Raw genomic sequence first — 16340 nt, 5'->3', positions numbered from 1 at the left:
GGTTAGGGGCGATGGAATTCGACAGTGTTGTCATTTCGGTCGAACCAGCCTCTGAAGGCCCAGTTGATCCAGCCGCCGTCTCCTTTGTTTGTGAAACTTCCGTCTTCAAATACCCAAATGCCGTACGTAATGCCGTCATAAACGGCCGAGCCGTAAAACTGCACACCATTTAAGTGATCTTCATATTCCTGGCTTAAGTTAAAAACCATGACGTTATATTTTTGGCCGGATGCGTAGAAGGAAGACTCCATGAGATTTTTCACAAAACCGTCCCGGTTCTGGGCTGATTTAATGGCATCTGAGATTTGGTTGGCAATCCCAAGCAAATCAAGGTTGACGTTTAAACCGACTTCTGCGGCAGCTGTTCCGGCTGTTGTTTTATGTGAGATCTTCGGTGCGGGATTTTCCTCAGCAGAGGCAAGGGACAAAGGGGCAATTGTCAAAGCGGCGCCAAGTGCAAGAGTCATTGGGATACGAATACGTTTCAATTTGTTTCCTCCTCTATGTTTTTGTGGGCTACAGTATTCGCTTACCCTGCTCACTGTCTAAATAATCTTATAATTGATAAAATAGGAAAAAAATAGTATAAATGCGCATTGTTTACTATGAAATAAAAAACGTCTGTATGAAAAAAGAAGCAAAAAGAGGCTCTTAAGCGTATTATTGGTATCTGCTGAGAGGAATGTGAGATAATATAGACGCTTACATTTCGATGAAAGGGTGGATGTTCAAGTGGCAACAAGTTTAAAAGATACTGTAAAGCTACATAACGGAGTTGAAATGCCTTGGTTCGGTCTTGGTGTATTTAAAGTAGAAAACGGAAGTGAAGCGACTGAATCGGTTAAAGCTGCGATTAAAAATGGCTACCGCAGCATTGATACAGCGGCTGTCTATAAAAATGAAGAAGGTGTAGGCATCGGCATTAAAGAATCCGGTGTTGCAAGAGAAGAGCTCTTCATTACATCAAAAGTATGGAATGAAGATCAGGGTTACGACACAACGCTTGCTGCCTTTGAAAAAAGCCTTGAAAGACTTCAGCTTGATTATTTAGACTTATATTTAATCCACTGGCCTGGAAAGGATAAGTATAAAGATACATGGCGCGCGCTTGAAAAGCTGTACAAAGACGGCAAAATCCGCGCGATCGGCGTTAGCAACTTCCAAGTTCATCATTTAGAAGAGCTTTTGAAAGATGCTGAAATCAAACCGATGGTGAACCAAGTTGAATTTCACCCTCGTTTGACGCAAAAAGAATTAAGAGACTACTGCAAAAAGCAAGGCATCCAGCTGGAAGCATGGTCTCCGCTTATGCAGGGCCAGCTGCTTGATAACGAAGTGCTGACACAGATCGCTGAAAAATATAATAAATCTGTAGCACAAGTGATTTTGCGCTGGGATCTTCAGCATGAAGTTGTAACGATTCCAAAATCGATTAAAGAACACCGTATTATCGAAAACGCTGATATTTTTGATTTCGAATTGTCTCAAGAAGACATGGACAAGATTGATGCGTTAAATCAAGATGAACGTGTCGGTCCAAACCCCGATGAGCTTCTGTTTTAATCAAAAACTCCCCGTCTGCACACGGGGAGTTTTTTTAGTGCGTTTTTTTCAGTTGAATCAAAAACAGCATCAGAAAGGAAATCACGATGATACAGACGACCCACGCCCATGCAAGTGCGTTGTTGCCGGAATCCAAAGCGACATAAATGGCTGTCGGCAGTGTTTGGGTAACACCCGGGATATTCCCGGCAAACATTAAGGTGGCGCCGAATTCACCGAGCGCCCGCGCCAGACTGAGAATGCTTCCGGTCAGCAGCGATGGATACGCCAGCGGAATGGAGATATGGATAAACACCTTCCATCTGCTTGCTCCGTCTACCATTGCCGCTCCCTCTATATCGGGGTCAATATCGGAAAATCCGGTTTTGGCCGATTGATACATAAGCGGAAAAGCCACGATAGCAGACGCAATCACAGCAGCCCACCAGGTGAAAATCACGGGCTGATGAAAGATCCATTCGATCGCTTGTCCGATGAAGCTATGCTTTCCAAACATGACGATCAAAATAAAACCGACAACGGTGGGCGGAAGAACGAGAGGAAGCATAAAAATCGTTTCGAGTATGGTTTTTCCGAAAAATGATGCTCGTGACATCCATGCCCCCGCCAAAGTTCCGAGAATGATCACCGCGATTCCGGCGACCGCCGCCACTTGAAAGGAAAGCATAACCGGCGTGAAGAATTCTGAAATGCTGATGTTATTCAGCAGTAAAACCATATTTCTCAAACACTTTCATCGCTTCATCTGTTTGCAGGTAATCGTAAAATTCCTTCGCTTCCTTATGGTGTTTCGTATCTTTTACAATTCCTAACGGATAAACGATCGGGCTGTGTGTATCAGCTTTTGCCTCGTCAACGATTTTGACTTTCTTAGAGATCAGCGCGTCTGTTTTATAAACGGCACCTGCGTCTACATTGCCTGTTTCTACATATGAAAGAACCTGGCGAACGTCTTTTCCGTACACGATCTTATCCTTTACTTTGTCCCAAAGAGACAGCTTTGTCAGTGATTCTTTTCCATAAGCTCCTGCCGGTACAGATTCTGGAGTCCCGAGAGCAATTTTTTCTGAATCAGTCAGATTGTCAAAGCCTGTGACTGGTGAATCTCCATCCTTAGGCACAACGAGCACAATTTCATTTCCGACTAAATGAGTGCTGTCTTTTTTAGCGATATCCCCATCATCTACAAGCTTTTGGAATTTGTCCTCAGCGGCTGAGAAGAACAGATCGGCCCCGGCTCCTTGAGAAAATTGCTTTTGCAAGGCACCTGATGAGCCAAAGTTATCTTGGATCGTAATATTGTGATGGGTTTTCTCGTAATTCTTTTGAATTTCCTCGAGTGCATCCTGGGCACTGGCAGCTGCTGAGACAGTTAAGGTCACTTTTTTCTCATTGTCACTTGATGATTGGCTGGCAGAGCAGCCTGCTGCAAGCAGAAAAGCAGTTAATGCTGCGGTCAGAATGAAATACTTCTTAAACATGATTGCACCCCTTATAATTAGTTATATCTAATTATAACTGATTATGTTTGGGGTATGTGGGTTTTTTTACATTCTCCGAAAAGGTATAATGAAATAGGAGAGTGATGATGATGAATGAAACCTCTTCCTATACGATAGAAGAAGTTGCTGGTCTGCTGAAGGTATCAAAGCTGACCGTTTATGATTTGATTAAAAAAGGCATGATCCCTGCTTACCGTGTCGGAAGACAGATGCGTGTCGATGAAGCAGATTTAAAGCAATATAAGGCGAACATGAGAATGTCTCAGCCTGTGTCTTCACCCGAAGAACCGAGAAAGGCACAGGAGCCGATGCCGGAGGGAAGGCGGAATGTCGTCATCAGCGGACAGGATATATCGATGGATCTGCTCAGCAAGCATTTGGAAAGTGCCATTCAAGAGACGCCGCTCCGCCAATACAAAGGCAGCTTAAACAGCCTCATTGACATGTACCAAGGCAAATGCGACATTGTCAGTCTTCATCTGTACGATGCGGAAACCGCTCAATATAATACGCCTTATGTCAAACGCATTCTGTCAGGCGAACCGTTTTGTCAGATGAATGTTGTCCTTCGCAAAGCCGGCTTATATGTTGAAAAAGGAAATCCGAAAAACATACAAGGCTGGGATGACCTGAAACGAACCGACATCCGCATCATCAACAGAGAAAAAGGATCGGGCGCAAGAGTGCTGCTTGACGAACAGCTTGGTCTGCTTGGTGTGACACCTTCAGACGTCAAGGGCTACAGTGACATTGTGACTGATCATTATGCTGTTGCCTCCCAAGTCTCGAGCGGACATGCAGACGCGGGAATCGGGGCGCAGCACGCGGCACATATGGGAAGCGTTGATTTTATCCCGCTCATCGAGGAACAATACGACATTGTCATTTTGAAAAAACACCAGCAGCTGCTTGAAGCTGTAAAGAGCATCTTGAAATCGGAAGAATATAAGGCCAACCTGTCTCATCTTAATGGCTATCAAACGAAGCTGACAGGTAAAGTGATATACGAAACATGAAAAAAATCCCTCGTAAAGGGATTTTTTTATTGACCATAAAAACGCAGAAGGTCTCCGTTTAACATTTTATCAGAGAGAGACAGCTCTTCATTTGCTTTTTCTTTATAGGGAGCGCACGCATCTTGATTTTCTAACACTTCTCCTGTTTTTTGGCTGTAGCATGTGTTTTTCGTATATACATAATCGTTCGTGATAAAGCTGCCGTTTCTCAGCACGGCAAATGGCGTTCGGTTGTTTGACAGCAAATCATTGCCAAACTGAATATCACCTTTTGTATCAATTCCGAGCAGGTGCATCAGAGTCGGCCTGACGTCAACCTGTCCTCCGGCATCGGAGATTGTTTCCGGATTTTGATCAGTGATTCCAGGAATATGAATGATAAACGGCACCCGCTGAAGCTGGATGGTGTCATATGGCGTAATTTCACGTTTTCCTAAAAACTCAGCCAGAGCTTTATTATGGGCTTCTGATATGCCGTAATGATCTCCCATAAAGACAATCATCGAGTTTTCGTATAAGTCTTCATCCTTGAGCTTTTTGATAAAATGCTTCAGTGCTTCATCCTCATAGCGAACCGTCGTCACATAGCGGTTTAACAGGTCGCTGCTTGAATCATATTCATCAATCAGCTGATTCTTTTCATCAATTTCAAACGGAAAATGGTTCGTCAATGTGATGAAATTGCTGTAGAACGGCTGCGGCAGGCTTTTCAGTTTAGAAGCTGACTGTTCCAGAAATTCCTTATCCTTTAATCCCCAGCTTGTTGAGGTTTCGGGAGTCACATGGAACTCATCGACATCAAAAAAGCGGTCAATCCCAAACGTTTTATACATCACATCTCTGTTCCAAAATGTTTTATGATTGGCGTGAAAGACGGCTGAATAATAATCATTCTGCTTGAGTGATTTGTACATCGTATGAAATTGATGGTCACTTTTCGTAAAAAAGACGGCGCCGCTTAGTGAAGGATATAGAGAGTTAGCGACGATAAATTCCGAATCAGACGTTTTGCCTTGCTCTGTTTGCTGGTAAAAATGATCAAAGGAATAGCTCTTTTTCATCAGGTCATTCATAAACGGGGTAATTTCTTTTCCGTTTACCTTTTCATTCAGAACAAAGCTTTGAGTTGATTCAAGCGTCACAAAAATCACATTCCGTCCCTTTGCCAGTCCGAACTTGCTTTGATCAGGCTTGCTGTAGTCAGCCTCAGTATAGTTTTTGATTGTAGAGAGGCTGTCTTCATCGGCAAATGCCTTCGCACTCATATTGACAGTCTGAGAAATGGTATCGTAGATGTGGAACTGAAACAGGCCAATGCTTTTGACGAGCACTTCCCGGTCGAAGGAATGTGCTAATAGCTTCGGCTGTTCAATTTCTGCAAGCCCCAGCGTACATATAAGAATCCCGCAGGAAGCAGCATAGTACCGCTTGACCGTACGGGGGTTCGCTTTCGATTCGGGACTCTTCTCTTTTCTGGAGAGCAGCAGAAGAAAAGCCAAATCCGCAAACAGAGCGATGAACAAAGGATTGAACAGTTCTTTTACACTGCTGCCCATATCGCTCATGTTGCTGGCCTGAAACAAAACCGGGATGGTAATAAAATCGATATAAAAGCCATAAAAAATCGTGTTGGAGATCAAAATGGCAGTCAGAACCAAATTGGCAATCAGCAAAAAGATGCGCTGCTTGCTGCCTTTTAAAAGCAGTCCAATCCCAAATAGAGGGAGTATGAAGCTAAGCGGATTGATCAGCAGAATCAGCTCCTGCAGTAGAGAGTCGATCTGCAAATCAAAACCCAGTTTATAGATCACATAAGTTTTGATCCACATGAATAAGATGGATAAACTTAAAAAACGCTGATTGTGAAAAAAGGTTCCTTTCATCAATTGATAACTCCTCACGTTTTCTTGAACATCTGCCATGAGATGCTTCTTATGTAAAACCTACTAAAAACAGTCTTCTTAGACAAGCTTCAGCACTCGTGTTTAAAACATACGCCCATGGAACAGCATATAAAAATAATAGCATGATGCTATTGTCAGACCGGCCAACACAAGCTGTTCGGAAAAACTGCCTGTCTTCATATACAGCGGCAGCCGTATGCGAATGGTTGAAGGGAATAACAATTTGATGCCGTTCACTGTCCAGGCATCCAGAACCAAGTGGCTTGCCATTCCGATCATCAGCCCTGCTGATATGTTTTTATCCGGAATATATGTGGCTGTGATAAAAAACATGATGAGCAGAAACAGCAGGCTGTGTGTAAAGGTGCGGTGGCCAAATACGGAACTGACAATTTTCGATAAGATAGGAAATCTTCTTCCGATTTTACTTTGCGTGTGGCAGATGTCGGGAATTAATGCGCCAACCGCGCCGGACGCCGCCATGAGTACTGGGTCAAATCCATAATAATAAGCCGCTGCGGTACAAGAAGCGATGCCTCCCATGATGTGTGTTTTTCCTGTCATTTACCCGCTTCTCCTTTATCTTTTGCAAAAATCTCTGAATTACAAATATATCAAGAGAATGTATGTTTGAGCAACAGAACTTTGGCCGATAAAAAAATGAGCCGCATAATTTCCTGAGAAAAAGGCATCTTAAAGATGTACCTATTTTCTAAAAGAGGTGATACGAATGGCTTTCTTTAATAAAGATAAAGGTAAACGTTCTGAAAAAGAAAAAAACGTAATCCAAGGAGCTCTTGAGGATGCCGGTTCAGCTCTTAAAGATGATCCGCTTCAAGAAGCTGTACAAAAAAAGAAAAATAATCGCTAACCGCATGCGGATAGGGCTTGGCTCTATCCGCATTTTCCATCTGTTCCCTTTGACAGATCATTCTTTCTTTGATAACCTTCTGGGAGTAACTGAATAAATAAATCCTCACTCTTTCTCAGTGAGGTAGAGGTTGCGCGGATGATGAGTCACACATGCCAGGCTGACAGGAGCTGTTAAACATGTGTAAAAGGCATCAGCGCCGAAGTGTGGAGAAAGCCGATCCTTCTCTATGCTGGGACTGTATCTGAATAAGTGCAGGACTGCCGCGTGCTTTTTCGCGGAGGGCTATCCGGAGATCAAGGGTGTGTGTTTCTTTAAGCATGGACTTTTGTTCAGGCTTTTTTTGTGTTTACATGATCTCGGGTTCTGGTCCGTACAAAGAATCATTGGAGGTACTGGAATGGAACAGACAAAAAAATGGGGTTTTTGGTTATTAACGGCGTTTGTCGTTGGAAATATGGTTGGATCGGGGATTTTCTCCCTGCCGAGTTCGCTTGCTTCGATTGCAAGTCCGCTTGGCGCTACGTCCGCTTGGCTTTTGACAGGTGCGGGCGTGCTGATGATTGCGCTTGTCTTCGGGCACTTGTCCATTCGCAAGCCTGAGCTGACAGCGGGACCGCAAAGTTATGCGAGAGCGCTGTTTTCTGATCCGAAGAAAGGGAACGCTGCCGGATTCACAATGGTGTGGGGCTACTGGGTGGCGAGCTGGATCAGTAACGTGGCGATTATCACAAGTCTTGCCGGTTACTTGACTTCGTTTTTCCCGATTTTAGTTGATAAACGTGTACTGTTTGCTGTCGGCAGCCAAGAGGTGACACTCGGCCAATTGCTGACGTTTGCAGTATGTACGATTTTGCTCTGGGGAACGCACACGATTCTTGTTGCAAGCATTAACGGTGCAAGTAAATTAAACTTTATCACAACGTTTTCAAAAGTATTAGGTTTTGTTTTCTTTATCATTGCCGGATTGTTTGTATTTCAAACGACATTATTCGATCATTTTTATTTTCCGATTCAAGGTGAGAACGGCACAAGCATTGGCATCGGCGGACAGGTTCACAACGCCGCCATTTCTACTCTATGGGCGTTTGTCGGAATTGAATCAGCAGTGATCTTGTCTGGACGCGCGCGTACTCAGCGTGATGTGAAACGTGCGACCATCACAGGTTTGTTGATCGCGTTAAGCATTTACATTATTGTCACATTGATCACAATGGGGGTTCTGCCGCACGATAAGCTTGTCGGATCTGAAAAACCGTTCGTTGATGTGCTGTATGCGATTGTCGGAAACGCAGGAAGCGTGATTATGGCGCTGCTGGCGATTCTTTGCTTATTCGGAACGATGCTCGGCTGGATTTTGCTTGGCTCTGAAGTTCCGTACCAAGCTGCTAAAGCAGGAGATTTTCCGGCGGTCTTTGCGAAAACAAATAAAAAGGGAAGCCCGGTTATTTCACTGATCATTACAAATGTGATGTCACAGGTCTTTATATTCTCTGTTATTTCCCGGACAATAAGTGACGCATTTACGTTTTTAACGACAGCGGCGACCCTTGCGTATTTAATTCCGTATTTAGTGTCTGCGATTTACAGCCTGAAGCTTGTTATAAAAGGCGAAACGTATGATCAGCTGAAAGGTTCCCGGGTAAAAGACGGATTGATCGCGATTTTAGCGTGTGTATACTCATTGTTTGTTATCGTAACAGGTACAGCGGATTTAACGACATTTATTCTCGGCATCGGTTTGTTCTTTGTCGGTCTGGCAATTTATCCGTTTGTGATTAAGAAATTCTCGAAAGAAAAACAAGCATAAAAAAAGACACCTGACAATGCAGTCAGGTGTCTTTTTTATAAAAACGTTTATTTCTCCTGTTATGAGTCCCATACACAAAATAGGGGACAGGAACGCTGTCAGTGATAGAGACATTCGAATATGCAAAAAACGCTTTTTCAGTTTCTCCAGAAAATGAAACAAAGCCAGCACTAAGATAAAAATGGAGAAGGACAAAGGCTTTCCGATATAAAGACCGTTGAAAAAACTTACGGCGATGATGATGCAGCTTAATATGAATTGAGAAAGAAAATATGCGATGCGGTTTAATATGAGCTGCTCCGTCCTGTCGGTTTCTTTGCAATATAGAAAAGAGCCGCAGATCAGTGCGGCTCTTTGTTTATTTGGTTAAGCTTTTCGTAATGAATTTCAGCTGTCCTTCTAGTGAAATCGGGTCTGAGAAATAGAAGCCGATCGGGTCAATTTTATAGACATGATCATTTTTGACAGCATCGAGGTTTTTCCAGATGGAACTGTCAAATACGCCGCCATCGTCTCCGCCTGATTGCCATGGACCCGCGAAAATGTAATCTCCGGCGAAGTCAGGGAGCTTTTCTAAAGAAATGCTGGTATATCCTGGGCCTTGGTCAATGGCTTTTTCCTTTGTCAGCTTTGTGGCCTGTAAACCAAGATCTTTGTAGACGATGCTTCCGCCTCTTCCGAAATCTTTACCGAATACATAAATGTCTTTGCCGTTTGTTTGCATAATAGAAACCGTTTTGTCACCGATGACTTTTTGGATTTTTGTTTTGGCTTCCGCAACTTTTTTGTCCCACTCGGCAAGCCACTTCTCCGCTTTATCTTCCGTTCCTGTCATTTTTGCGAATTCTTTCAGCTGTTCGATGTTATCGAGCTTATCGTATTTCACCGCAACAGTCGGTGCGATTTTTTCGAGCTTTTTAATATCGGCGCCTTGTGTTGTCCAAACGATGATCAGGTCAGGCTTTAAATCAATCACTTTTTCAACAGAAGTGCCGTCTCCGATATTTGTGACACCATCGGTTTTACCTTTGTAGTAAGGGTTTTTAAATACATTTTCAGGTGCACCGACGACGTTGATGCCCAGTGTTTTGAAGTCTCCGTAGTAGCCGTCAGCCATGACAACCACCCGTTTAGGATGTTTAGGAATTTTCACATTTCCGTTTTCAGCCTTGTATGTAACGGTTTCTTCGTCTTTTGAATCAGAGGAAGAGCCTTTGCTTTCTGAGTGATTTCCGCAGGCTGCCAGCGCTGCAATCAATAAAAGAGCAAAAAAAGCGGCACCAAGCTTCTTGTATGTATGGGTCATATCTCATACCTTCTTTCCAAAAAAATAGATGATAAAGAGAATCATTATCATCTGTGATTATACCATTATAATTGCCAGTTGACACGATATTATTGCATTTATATTTTCGTTTTTATCAAAACGCTCTATTAAATCAGCGGAAAAAAGTGATATACTGAAACAGCAATTGATAATCATTATCATTATCGAAAGGAAGTACGGCTGTTGAGTCACATGAAAAATAAACAGATGATATCAGATGAAGAAATTCAATGGACATCCCGGTCGTTTGGTGCGGTCATTGTGCTTGTTGCGGGGGTATGTTTATTATGCTTCGGCACGATGCTGTCCATTTCTCTCGGTGCTGCGGATATCCATTTACGGACTGTGTGGGACGCCATCTTTCATTTCCAGCCAAATGAAACCTCACACCAAATCATACACGATCTTCGGCTGCCAAGAACGGCTGCTGCCGCGCTTGTCGGCGCATTGTTAGCCGTGTCTGGGGCGATCATGCAGGGCATGACGAGAAACCCATTGGCGGAGCCTTCTATTATGGGGATAACATCGGGCTCTGCTTTTGCTATTTCGATTGCGTTTGCTTTTTTTTCCAGGACTTTCTGCCTTCGGGCTTGTGCTGTGGTCCTTTGCGGGCGCGGGACTGGGGGCATCGACGGTATTGGGCATCGGCATGTTTTCCAGGGGCGGTCTCACGCCTGTAAAGCTTGCTCTTGCCGGAACGGCCGTCAGTTATTTCTTTACGGGCATTTCAACCGCAATTGCGCTCCGTTTTGATGTAGCACAGGATGTCAGCTTTTGGTACGCAGGCGGGGTAGCGGGTGTGAAATGGTCAGGCGTTCAGCTTCTGGTTATTGCAGGAGCTGTCGGTTTGACGTTTGCGTTTATCATTGCCCGGTCTGTGACGGTGTTAAGCCTCGGTGACGATCTGGCGAAGGGGCTTGGGCAGTATACATCAGCGGTGAAACTGGTTGGCATGCTTGTCGTTGTGGTGTTGACGGGAGCTGCTGTTTCCATTGCCGGCACCATCGCGTTTATCGGACTGATCATTCCTCATATCACAAGGTTTTTGGTAGGGGTTGATTATCGGTGGATCATTCCTTGCTCGGCGGTGCTTGGCGCTGTTTTGCTTGTTTTTGCTGACATTGCGGCCAGACTCGTGAACGCGCCGTTTGAAACGCCTGTCGGCGCGCTGACCTCCCTCATCGGTGTTCCCTTTTTCTTTTATTTGGCACGTCGTGAAAGGAGAGGGCTGTAATGAAAACGAAAACGAAAAAACCTCTTGTTGTGATAGCAGTGACTTTTCTGCTGATCGTGCTTGTCTTTTTTATCAGTCTGAATCTGGGTGTCATTAAAATTGCCCCATTGCAAACGCTCAAGGTCTTTTTCGGCCAAGGGACGGCACGGGATGAGCTTGTCTTATTTGAGTTCAGGCTGCCGCGAATAATGTTGTCGTTGCTTGTTGGGGCGGGTATCGCTGTTGCCGGAGCCATTTTGCAAAGCGTGTCTCAAAATGATTTGGCTGAACCCGGTATTCTCGGGATTAACGCCGGGGGTTCGCTTGCTGTTGTGCTCTTTATTTACTTTTTTCAAGGATCAGCATCAGATCTCGGCTTTTTAGGGACGTTTATGCTGCCGTTCAGCGCTTTGGCAGGCGCGTTCCTCGCCGCGTTTCTCATTTATCTTCTGGCTTGGAAAAAAGGTGTGACTCCGATTCGGCTGATCCTAGTCGGAATCGGTGTGAATGCCGGATTTAATGCCCTTTTGCTTATTTTTCAGCTCAAAATGGACCCGCATGACTTTATGCAGGCTGCAGTTTGGATATCAGGCTCGATATGGGGGGCCAATTGGAACATGATCTGGGCGGTACTCCCCTGGATTGTGATCTTGCTTCCTTTTACTTTATATAAAGCACGCTATCTGAACATTTTACAGCTGGGAGACCAATTAGCGACCGGACTTGGCACTGCTGTTGAAAAGGAAAGACGGATTCTCCTTCTGGCAGCGGTCGCTCTTGCCGCATCCTGTGTCGCAGCTGCAGGAGGCATCGCGTTCCTCGGATTAATTGCACCGCATGTGGCAAGAAGGCTTACCGGTCCCCGCCACCAGACGCTTATACCGGTTTCCGCCTTCATCGGCGCGTTTCTGTTTCTGCTGGCTGATACGCTGGCGAGAAATGTGTTGGCCCCGTCAGAAATTCCGGTCGGACTTGTCATCTCCGTTTTAGGTGCGCCTTACTTTATTTATTTATTGATGAAATCGAATTGAGGAGGGGACCGAACTTGAATTCATTATCAACGGAACAGCTTGGGATCGGTTATGGCGACAGGCTGATTGTAGAAGATTTAAATATATCCATTCCTAAAGGGAAAATAACAACCTTAATTGGACCGAATGGCTGCGGAAAGTCAACGATATTAAAAACGATGTCCAGAATTATGCGCTCACATCAAGGTGCCGTTTACTTAAACGGCAATGCGATTCATAAAATGTCTACTAAGGACATTGCGAAGGATATGGCCATTCTGCCGCAGACGCCTGAGGCTCCGAGCGGATTAACGGTGTACGAATTGGTGTCGTACGGCAGATTTCCGCATCAATCAGGCTTCGGCAGATTAAATGATGAAGACCGCCGCATCATCAAATGGGCCCTCGAAGAAACCGGCATGGCGGAATACCATGAGCGTCCGATTGAGGCATTGTCAGGCGGACAGCGTCAGCGCGTGTGGATTGCGATGGCGCTCGCACAAGGGACAGAGCTGCTTTTGCTTGACGAACCAACAACATATCTCGATCTCGCACATCAGCTCGAAATCCTGCAGCTGCTTGACAGGCTGAACAAGGAACAGGGGCGGACGATTTTAATGGTGATTCATGATCTGAATCATGCGGCCCGTTTTTCCCATTATATGATTGCACTCAAAAAAGGCACGGTCATCAAGGAAGGAACCGCACTGGAGGTCATGACGCCGGATATTTTGAAACGGGTATTCCAGATTGATGCCGAAATCGTCACTGATCCTCGTACAAATAAACCAGTATGCTTAACTTATGACCTGATTAAAACTGAAAAACAGCTTGTTTCTGTGTAAGAAAAATCCCGGTATGACGCCGGGATTTTTTATTTTTAACTGTAAAAATATAATTTTCCTTGCTAATTCCAGATTTTGAAGAAAAAGATTGAAAGTCTATTTGAATTAATAGATAATATTGGTTAGAATGTTTCGAAAATATTACGAAGATTACAGAAAGAGGAGATCATTGTGTCCAAGAAGAAAAAATGGCTTATTGCCGGTTCGATATGTGCCGGCGTGCTCCTACTGGCGGGGATCGGCGCCGGCGGTTTTTACTTTTTTACTCATATGAACCAAGTTGCCGTATCATCGGAGCCTTATGCTGAATCGGTCGCGGTGTATATGGGCGGTGAATCTGAATCTGCCCAATCGTTTTCGGGAAAAGTTGAACCAGAGAAACAGCAAAAAGTATACATAGATTCAGAGAAAGGAAGCATTAAAAAAACGTACGTCAAAGAAGGCGATAAGGTTAAAAAAGGCGATAAGCTTTTCGAGTACGAGGGCGAGGATCATTCTGACGAAATTGAGCAAAGCAATTTACAAACCGAAATGACAAACCTTCAAATCAGCCGCTTGCAAAAATCAATAGCAGAAACTGAAAAGAAGCTGAAGACAGCCGGAAAAGACGAGAAAGCACAGCTTCAACACGAGCTTGACCAGGCCAATTTTGATTTAAAGACAAGCCAGCTTGAATTGAAGCAGCACCAAAAAGAACTGGCTGCACTAACGAAAAACAAAGGTTCTAATGTGATTACAAGCAAGCATGACGGTATCGTTCAAAGCGTCAATCAGGATATTGCGGACGGCGCAACGGGTGATCAGGCAGCAGGCCCGTATATCCAAATCGTTTCAACGGGCAAATACCTTGTGAAAAGCCAAATCAACGAGCTGTTAATGGACACGATTAAAAAAGGCAGCAAAGTCAGAGTTACGCTGAAAACAGGCGGTGAAGGCGAGTGGAAAGGCAAGATCACTTCAATCGGCAAGCTTCCTGCTGGAACAGGCGAGGGGGAAGAGTCAGAAAGTTATGCTGAAGAGGAAATGAATCCCCAATCCTCTAACTATCCTTTCACTGTTTTATTGGACAGCCATAAGGGCCTTGAAGTCGGCTATCATGTCAATATTGAAGTCATGAGTGACGAAGCAGATGCGAATACGATTAAGCTGCCGTCCGACATGATTATCCAGGACGATGGCGAACCATACGTTTGGAAGACGGATGAGGAGCAGAAGGCGGTTAAACAGCCTGTTGAAATCGGGGAGACAGACGAAAGTGACATGGTCGAAATCAAAAGCGGCCTGACACCGGAAGATTATGTGATCTATCCTGATCCCACCGTCAAGGAAGGAAAGCAGGTTACAGTCAATGCTGACACTGAATAATATCTCTAAATCGTACAAGCTGGGCAAAGAAGAGGTGCCGATCTTAAAGCATATTAATCTCACCGTTAAAGCTGGTGAATTTCTGGCCATTATGGGGCCGTCCGGTTCAGGGAAGTCTACGTTAATGAATATTATAGGCTGTTTGGACAGGCCGACCTCCGGAACCTATATGCTGGACCAGATGGATGTATTAAAAGGGAAAGACGGTGCTTTGGCTGACATTCGCAACGAATCGATCGGGTTTGTGTTTCAAACCTTTCATTTGCTGCCGCGCCTTACCGCACTGCAAAATGTCGAGCTGCCGATGATTTACAATAAGGTAAAGAAAAAAGAAAGAAGGCAAAGAGCTTATGAAGCTCTTGAAAAGGTTGGTTTGAAAGATAGGATTTCTTACAAGCCGCCAAAGCTGTCCGGCGGACAAAAGCAGCGGGTGGCGATTGCCAGAGCCCTTGTCAATCAGCCTCGGTTTATTCTGGCAGATGAACCGACCGGGGCGCTTGATACAAAATCAAGTGAACAAATTTTGTCGCTGTTTTCACAATTGCATCAGGAAGGCACAACGATTATTATGATTACCCATGATCCGGACGTCGCCAGAAAAGCCGAAAGAACCGTGTTTATCAGAGACGGAGAATTAGTGTTAGACGAGAGAGGGATTAGCCATGCTTGAACATATTCGGATCTCCTTTCAATCTATTTTTTCACATAAGCTGAGGTCGATTCTTACGATGCTTGGTGTCATTATCGGTATAGCTGCGATCATTGCGATCGTCTCTATGCTGAAAGGCCAAAGCGAGCAATTAAAGCAAAGCATGATCGGCATGGGAAATAACGCGATTAATGTTGTGTACCAGCCAACAGGCGGGGAGGAGGAAGGCGGTTACCAGGAGGTTTCTTATACGTCCGCACCCCCTGTATCTGAAGAAACCATTAAGACGATAAAATCAGACCCGGTTGTAAAAGGATTATCTTTATATTACTTGTCCGAAGGCGCCACCGTTTTTCACTTAACGAACGTTTCTTATCCTCAAGTGTACGGAGTGGATGCTGATTATTTCAATATGTTCCCGATCAGCATCACTGAGGGGAGAAAGCTGGCGGAAAAAGAATTAAACAGCACACACCAAGTGGTTATGATCAATGAGGCCGCAAGAGATGAGCTGTTTCCTGACGGTGACGCTCTGCACAAAAACATTGAGATGAACGGTGTGCCGTTCCGGGTTGCCGGTGTTTTTCATGAAAAGAAACAGGAAGAAAGCATGTTTGATGGCGACTATGCGAATCCGGTTTTATATGTGCCGAAAAAAGTGTGGCCGCTTATTGAAGGATTTGACGCGCCGACACAGATTGCGGTGCAGGCAGACTCTTCTGAGCATATCCAAGAAGCCGGTGTAATGGCCGCGGACCTTCTAAATCAAGGACTGTCAGATGCTGATTTGGAAAAAGCGGAGTACAGCGTGATGGACCTTCAGGAGGTCGCTCAGGAAGTGGAGTCCTTTAACCAGTCATTTGCTCTGCTGCTTGGCGGAATTGCAAGCATATCGCTTTTGGTCGGAGGCATCGGTGTCATGAACATTATGCTTGTTTCAGTGACGGAGCGCACGCGGGAAATCGGAATTAAGAAGGCGCTCGGTGCCAAGCGGCGCGTGATTTTATTTCAATTTTTAACAGAGGCCGTCGTGCTGACAAGTATTGGCGGAATTCTCGGTGTGCTGGCGGGCTTTGGCATCGCTAAACTTATCACGGTTATCTTTCCGATGCCTTTTATCATCTCCGTTCCGGCAGTTATCGGAGCACTCATTTTCTCAATGGCAGTCGGCATTATTTTCGGCTTGCTGCCGTCCATTAAGGCATCGAAGCTTCAGCCTGTTGACGCGCTTCGATATGAATAAAAAGAACGCATCCAATCGGATG

The 16340-nt window shown here is 44.8% G+C and carries 15 protein-coding genes, 1 pseudogene and 1 riboswitch; of the genes and pseudogenes, 10 read left to right on the top strand and 6 right to left on the bottom strand.

All coding sequences use genetic code 11. The annotated features are described in order from the left end of the window. Positions 1-2 precede the first annotated feature (2 nt). A complete protein-coding gene (gene yvgO, locus AU387_RS03810) occupies positions 3-488 on the bottom strand; it encodes a stress response protein YvgO (protein WP_059334884.1) in 486 nt (161 codons plus the stop codon). A 244-nt stretch (positions 489-732) separates the two neighbouring features. On the opposite strand from yvgO, the gene pgoN reads away from it, so the two are divergent. Continuing rightward, positions 733-1563: a glyoxal/methylglyoxal reductase gene (gene pgoN, locus AU387_RS03805; RefSeq protein WP_044159103.1), complete on the top strand. Its 831-nt coding sequence runs from the start codon at positions 733-735 to the stop codon at positions 1561-1563. A gap of 34 nt (positions 1564-1597) precedes the next feature. On the opposite strand, the gene modB is transcribed toward pgoN, so the two are convergent. Both modB and modA read right to left on the bottom strand, forming a co-directional pair. After that, positions 1598-2290, bottom strand: coding sequence for a molybdate ABC transporter permease subunit (modB, locus tag AU387_RS03800; RefSeq protein ID WP_139127438.1), 693 nt, complete (start codon positions 2288-2290; stop codon positions 1598-1600). Next, positions 2262-3044, bottom strand: coding sequence for a molybdate ABC transporter substrate-binding protein (gene modA / locus AU387_RS03795; RefSeq protein WP_059334881.1), 783 nt, complete (start codon positions 3042-3044; stop codon positions 2262-2264). Before modA ends, modB begins: the two co-directional genes overlap by 29 nt. 110 nt (positions 3045-3154) lie before the next feature. On the opposite strand from modA, the gene AU387_RS03790 reads away from it, so the two are divergent. Further along, positions 3155-4081 carry a substrate-binding domain-containing protein gene (locus AU387_RS03790; RefSeq protein WP_059335362.1) on the top strand — a complete coding sequence of 309 codons (927 nt, stop codon included), beginning with the start codon at positions 3155-3157 and terminating at the stop codon, positions 4079-4081. A 26-nt stretch (positions 4082-4107) separates the two neighbouring features. Here the strand turns inward: AU387_RS03790 and AU387_RS03785 are convergent, their stop codons facing one another. After that, the gene (locus AU387_RS03785) at positions 4108-5964 is read right to left on the bottom strand and encodes an LTA synthase family protein (RefSeq protein WP_059334879.1); all 1857 of its coding nucleotides are present in this window, start codon (positions 5962-5964) and stop codon (positions 4108-4110) included. Positions 5965-6066: 102 nt separating this feature from the next. After that, on the bottom strand, positions 6067-6549 hold the full coding sequence (locus AU387_RS03780) for a metal-dependent hydrolase (protein ID WP_024122827.1): 483 nt from the start codon (positions 6547-6549) through the stop codon (positions 6067-6069). 166 nt (positions 6550-6715) lie between these two features. Here AU387_RS03780 and sspJ point away from each other — a divergent pair, with 166 nt between their 5' ends. Continuing rightward, on the top strand, positions 6716-6856 hold the full coding sequence (gene sspJ / locus AU387_RS03775; protein ID WP_010331863.1) for a small acid-soluble spore protein SspJ: 141 nt from the start codon (positions 6716-6718) through the stop codon (positions 6854-6856). Between the two features lie 116 nt (positions 6857-6972). Continuing rightward, a riboswitch (Lysine riboswitch) is annotated at positions 6973-7152 on the top strand. Positions 7153-7256: 104 nt separating this feature from the next. Beyond that, the gene (locus AU387_RS03770) at positions 7257-8666 is read left to right on the top strand and encodes an amino acid permease (protein ID WP_024122826.1); all 1410 of its coding nucleotides are present in this window, start codon (positions 7257-7259) and stop codon (positions 8664-8666) included. 358 nt (positions 8667-9024) lie between these two features. On the opposite strand, the gene AU387_RS03760 is transcribed toward AU387_RS03770, so the two are convergent. After that, entirely contained in the window at positions 9025-9972 is a 948-nt protein-coding gene (locus AU387_RS03760; protein WP_059334876.1) for an iron-hydroxamate ABC transporter substrate-binding protein, read from the bottom strand. 213 nt (positions 9973-10185) lie between these two features. Here AU387_RS03760 and AU387_RS03755 point away from each other — a divergent pair. From AU387_RS03755 to AU387_RS03730, 6 genes and pseudogenes are all read left to right on the top strand, one after another. Then, positions 10186-11227, top strand: a pseudogene (locus AU387_RS03755) (FecCD family ABC transporter permease). Continuing rightward, positions 11227-12237, top strand: coding sequence for a FecCD family ABC transporter permease (locus AU387_RS03750; protein WP_059334874.1), 1011 nt, complete (start codon positions 11227-11229; stop codon positions 12235-12237). The pseudogene AU387_RS03755 and the gene AU387_RS03750 overlap by 1 nt, the downstream one beginning before the upstream one ends. Before the next feature lie 14 nt (positions 12238-12251). Further along, the gene (locus AU387_RS03745; protein WP_024122821.1) at positions 12252-13061 is read left to right on the top strand and encodes an ABC transporter ATP-binding protein; all 810 of its coding nucleotides are present in this window, start codon (positions 12252-12254) and stop codon (positions 13059-13061) included. Positions 13062-13232: 171 nt separating this feature from the next. Further along, on the top strand, positions 13233-14426 hold the full coding sequence (locus AU387_RS03740) for an efflux RND transporter periplasmic adaptor subunit (protein ID WP_059334873.1): 1194 nt from the start codon (positions 13233-13235) through the stop codon (positions 14424-14426). Then, positions 14410-15096 carry an ABC transporter ATP-binding protein gene (locus AU387_RS03735; RefSeq protein ID WP_059334871.1) on the top strand — a complete coding sequence of 229 codons (687 nt, stop codon included), beginning with the start codon at positions 14410-14412 and terminating at the stop codon, positions 15094-15096. The genes AU387_RS03740 and AU387_RS03735 overlap by 17 nt, the downstream gene beginning before the upstream one ends. Next, positions 15089-16318 (top strand): ABC transporter permease, encoded by a 1230-nt coding sequence (locus tag AU387_RS03730; RefSeq protein WP_044159092.1) that lies wholly within the window; start codon positions 15089-15091, stop codon positions 16316-16318. Before AU387_RS03735 ends, AU387_RS03730 begins: the two co-directional genes overlap by 8 nt. The last annotated feature ends 22 nt before the right edge of the window (positions 16319-16340 follow it).

This window comes from Bacillus halotolerans (assembly GCF_001517105.1).
Lineage (GTDB): Bacteria > Bacillota > Bacilli > Bacillales > Bacillaceae > Bacillus > Bacillus halotolerans.
The sequence above is the reverse complement of the archived record's forward strand: the minus strand, read 5'-3'. Positions and strand labels throughout refer to the sequence as shown.

Coding starts and splice junctions, on each gene's coding strand:
- modA (WP_059334881.1), bottom strand. CDS start 3,044: ATGTTTAAGAAGTATTTCATTCTGACCGCAGCATTAACTGCTTTTCTG.
- AU387_RS03760 (WP_059334876.1), bottom strand. CDS start 9,972: ATGACCCATACATACAAGAAGCTTGGTGCCGCTTTTTTTGCTCTTTTA.
- AU387_RS03785 (WP_059334879.1), bottom strand. CDS start 5,964: ATGAAAGGAACCTTTTTTCACAATCAGCGTTTTTTAAGTTTATCCATC.
- sspJ (WP_010331863.1), top strand. CDS start 6,716: ATGGCTTTCTTTAATAAAGATAAAGGTAAACGTTCTGAAAAAGAAAAA.
- AU387_RS03735 (WP_059334871.1), top strand. CDS start 14,410: ATGCTGACACTGAATAATATCTCTAAATCGTACAAGCTGGGCAAAGAA.
- AU387_RS03750 (WP_059334874.1), top strand. CDS start 11,227: ATGAAAACGAAAACGAAAAAACCTCTTGTTGTGATAGCAGTGACTTTT.
- AU387_RS03790 (WP_059335362.1), top strand. CDS start 3,155: ATGAATGAAACCTCTTCCTATACGATAGAAGAAGTTGCTGGTCTGCTG.
- AU387_RS03780 (WP_024122827.1), bottom strand. CDS start 6,549: ATGACAGGAAAAACACACATCATGGGAGGCATCGCTTCTTGTACCGCA.
- AU387_RS03730 (WP_044159092.1), top strand. CDS start 15,089: ATGCTTGAACATATTCGGATCTCCTTTCAATCTATTTTTTCACATAAG.
- AU387_RS03770 (WP_024122826.1), top strand. CDS start 7,257: ATGGAACAGACAAAAAAATGGGGTTTTTGGTTATTAACGGCGTTTGTC.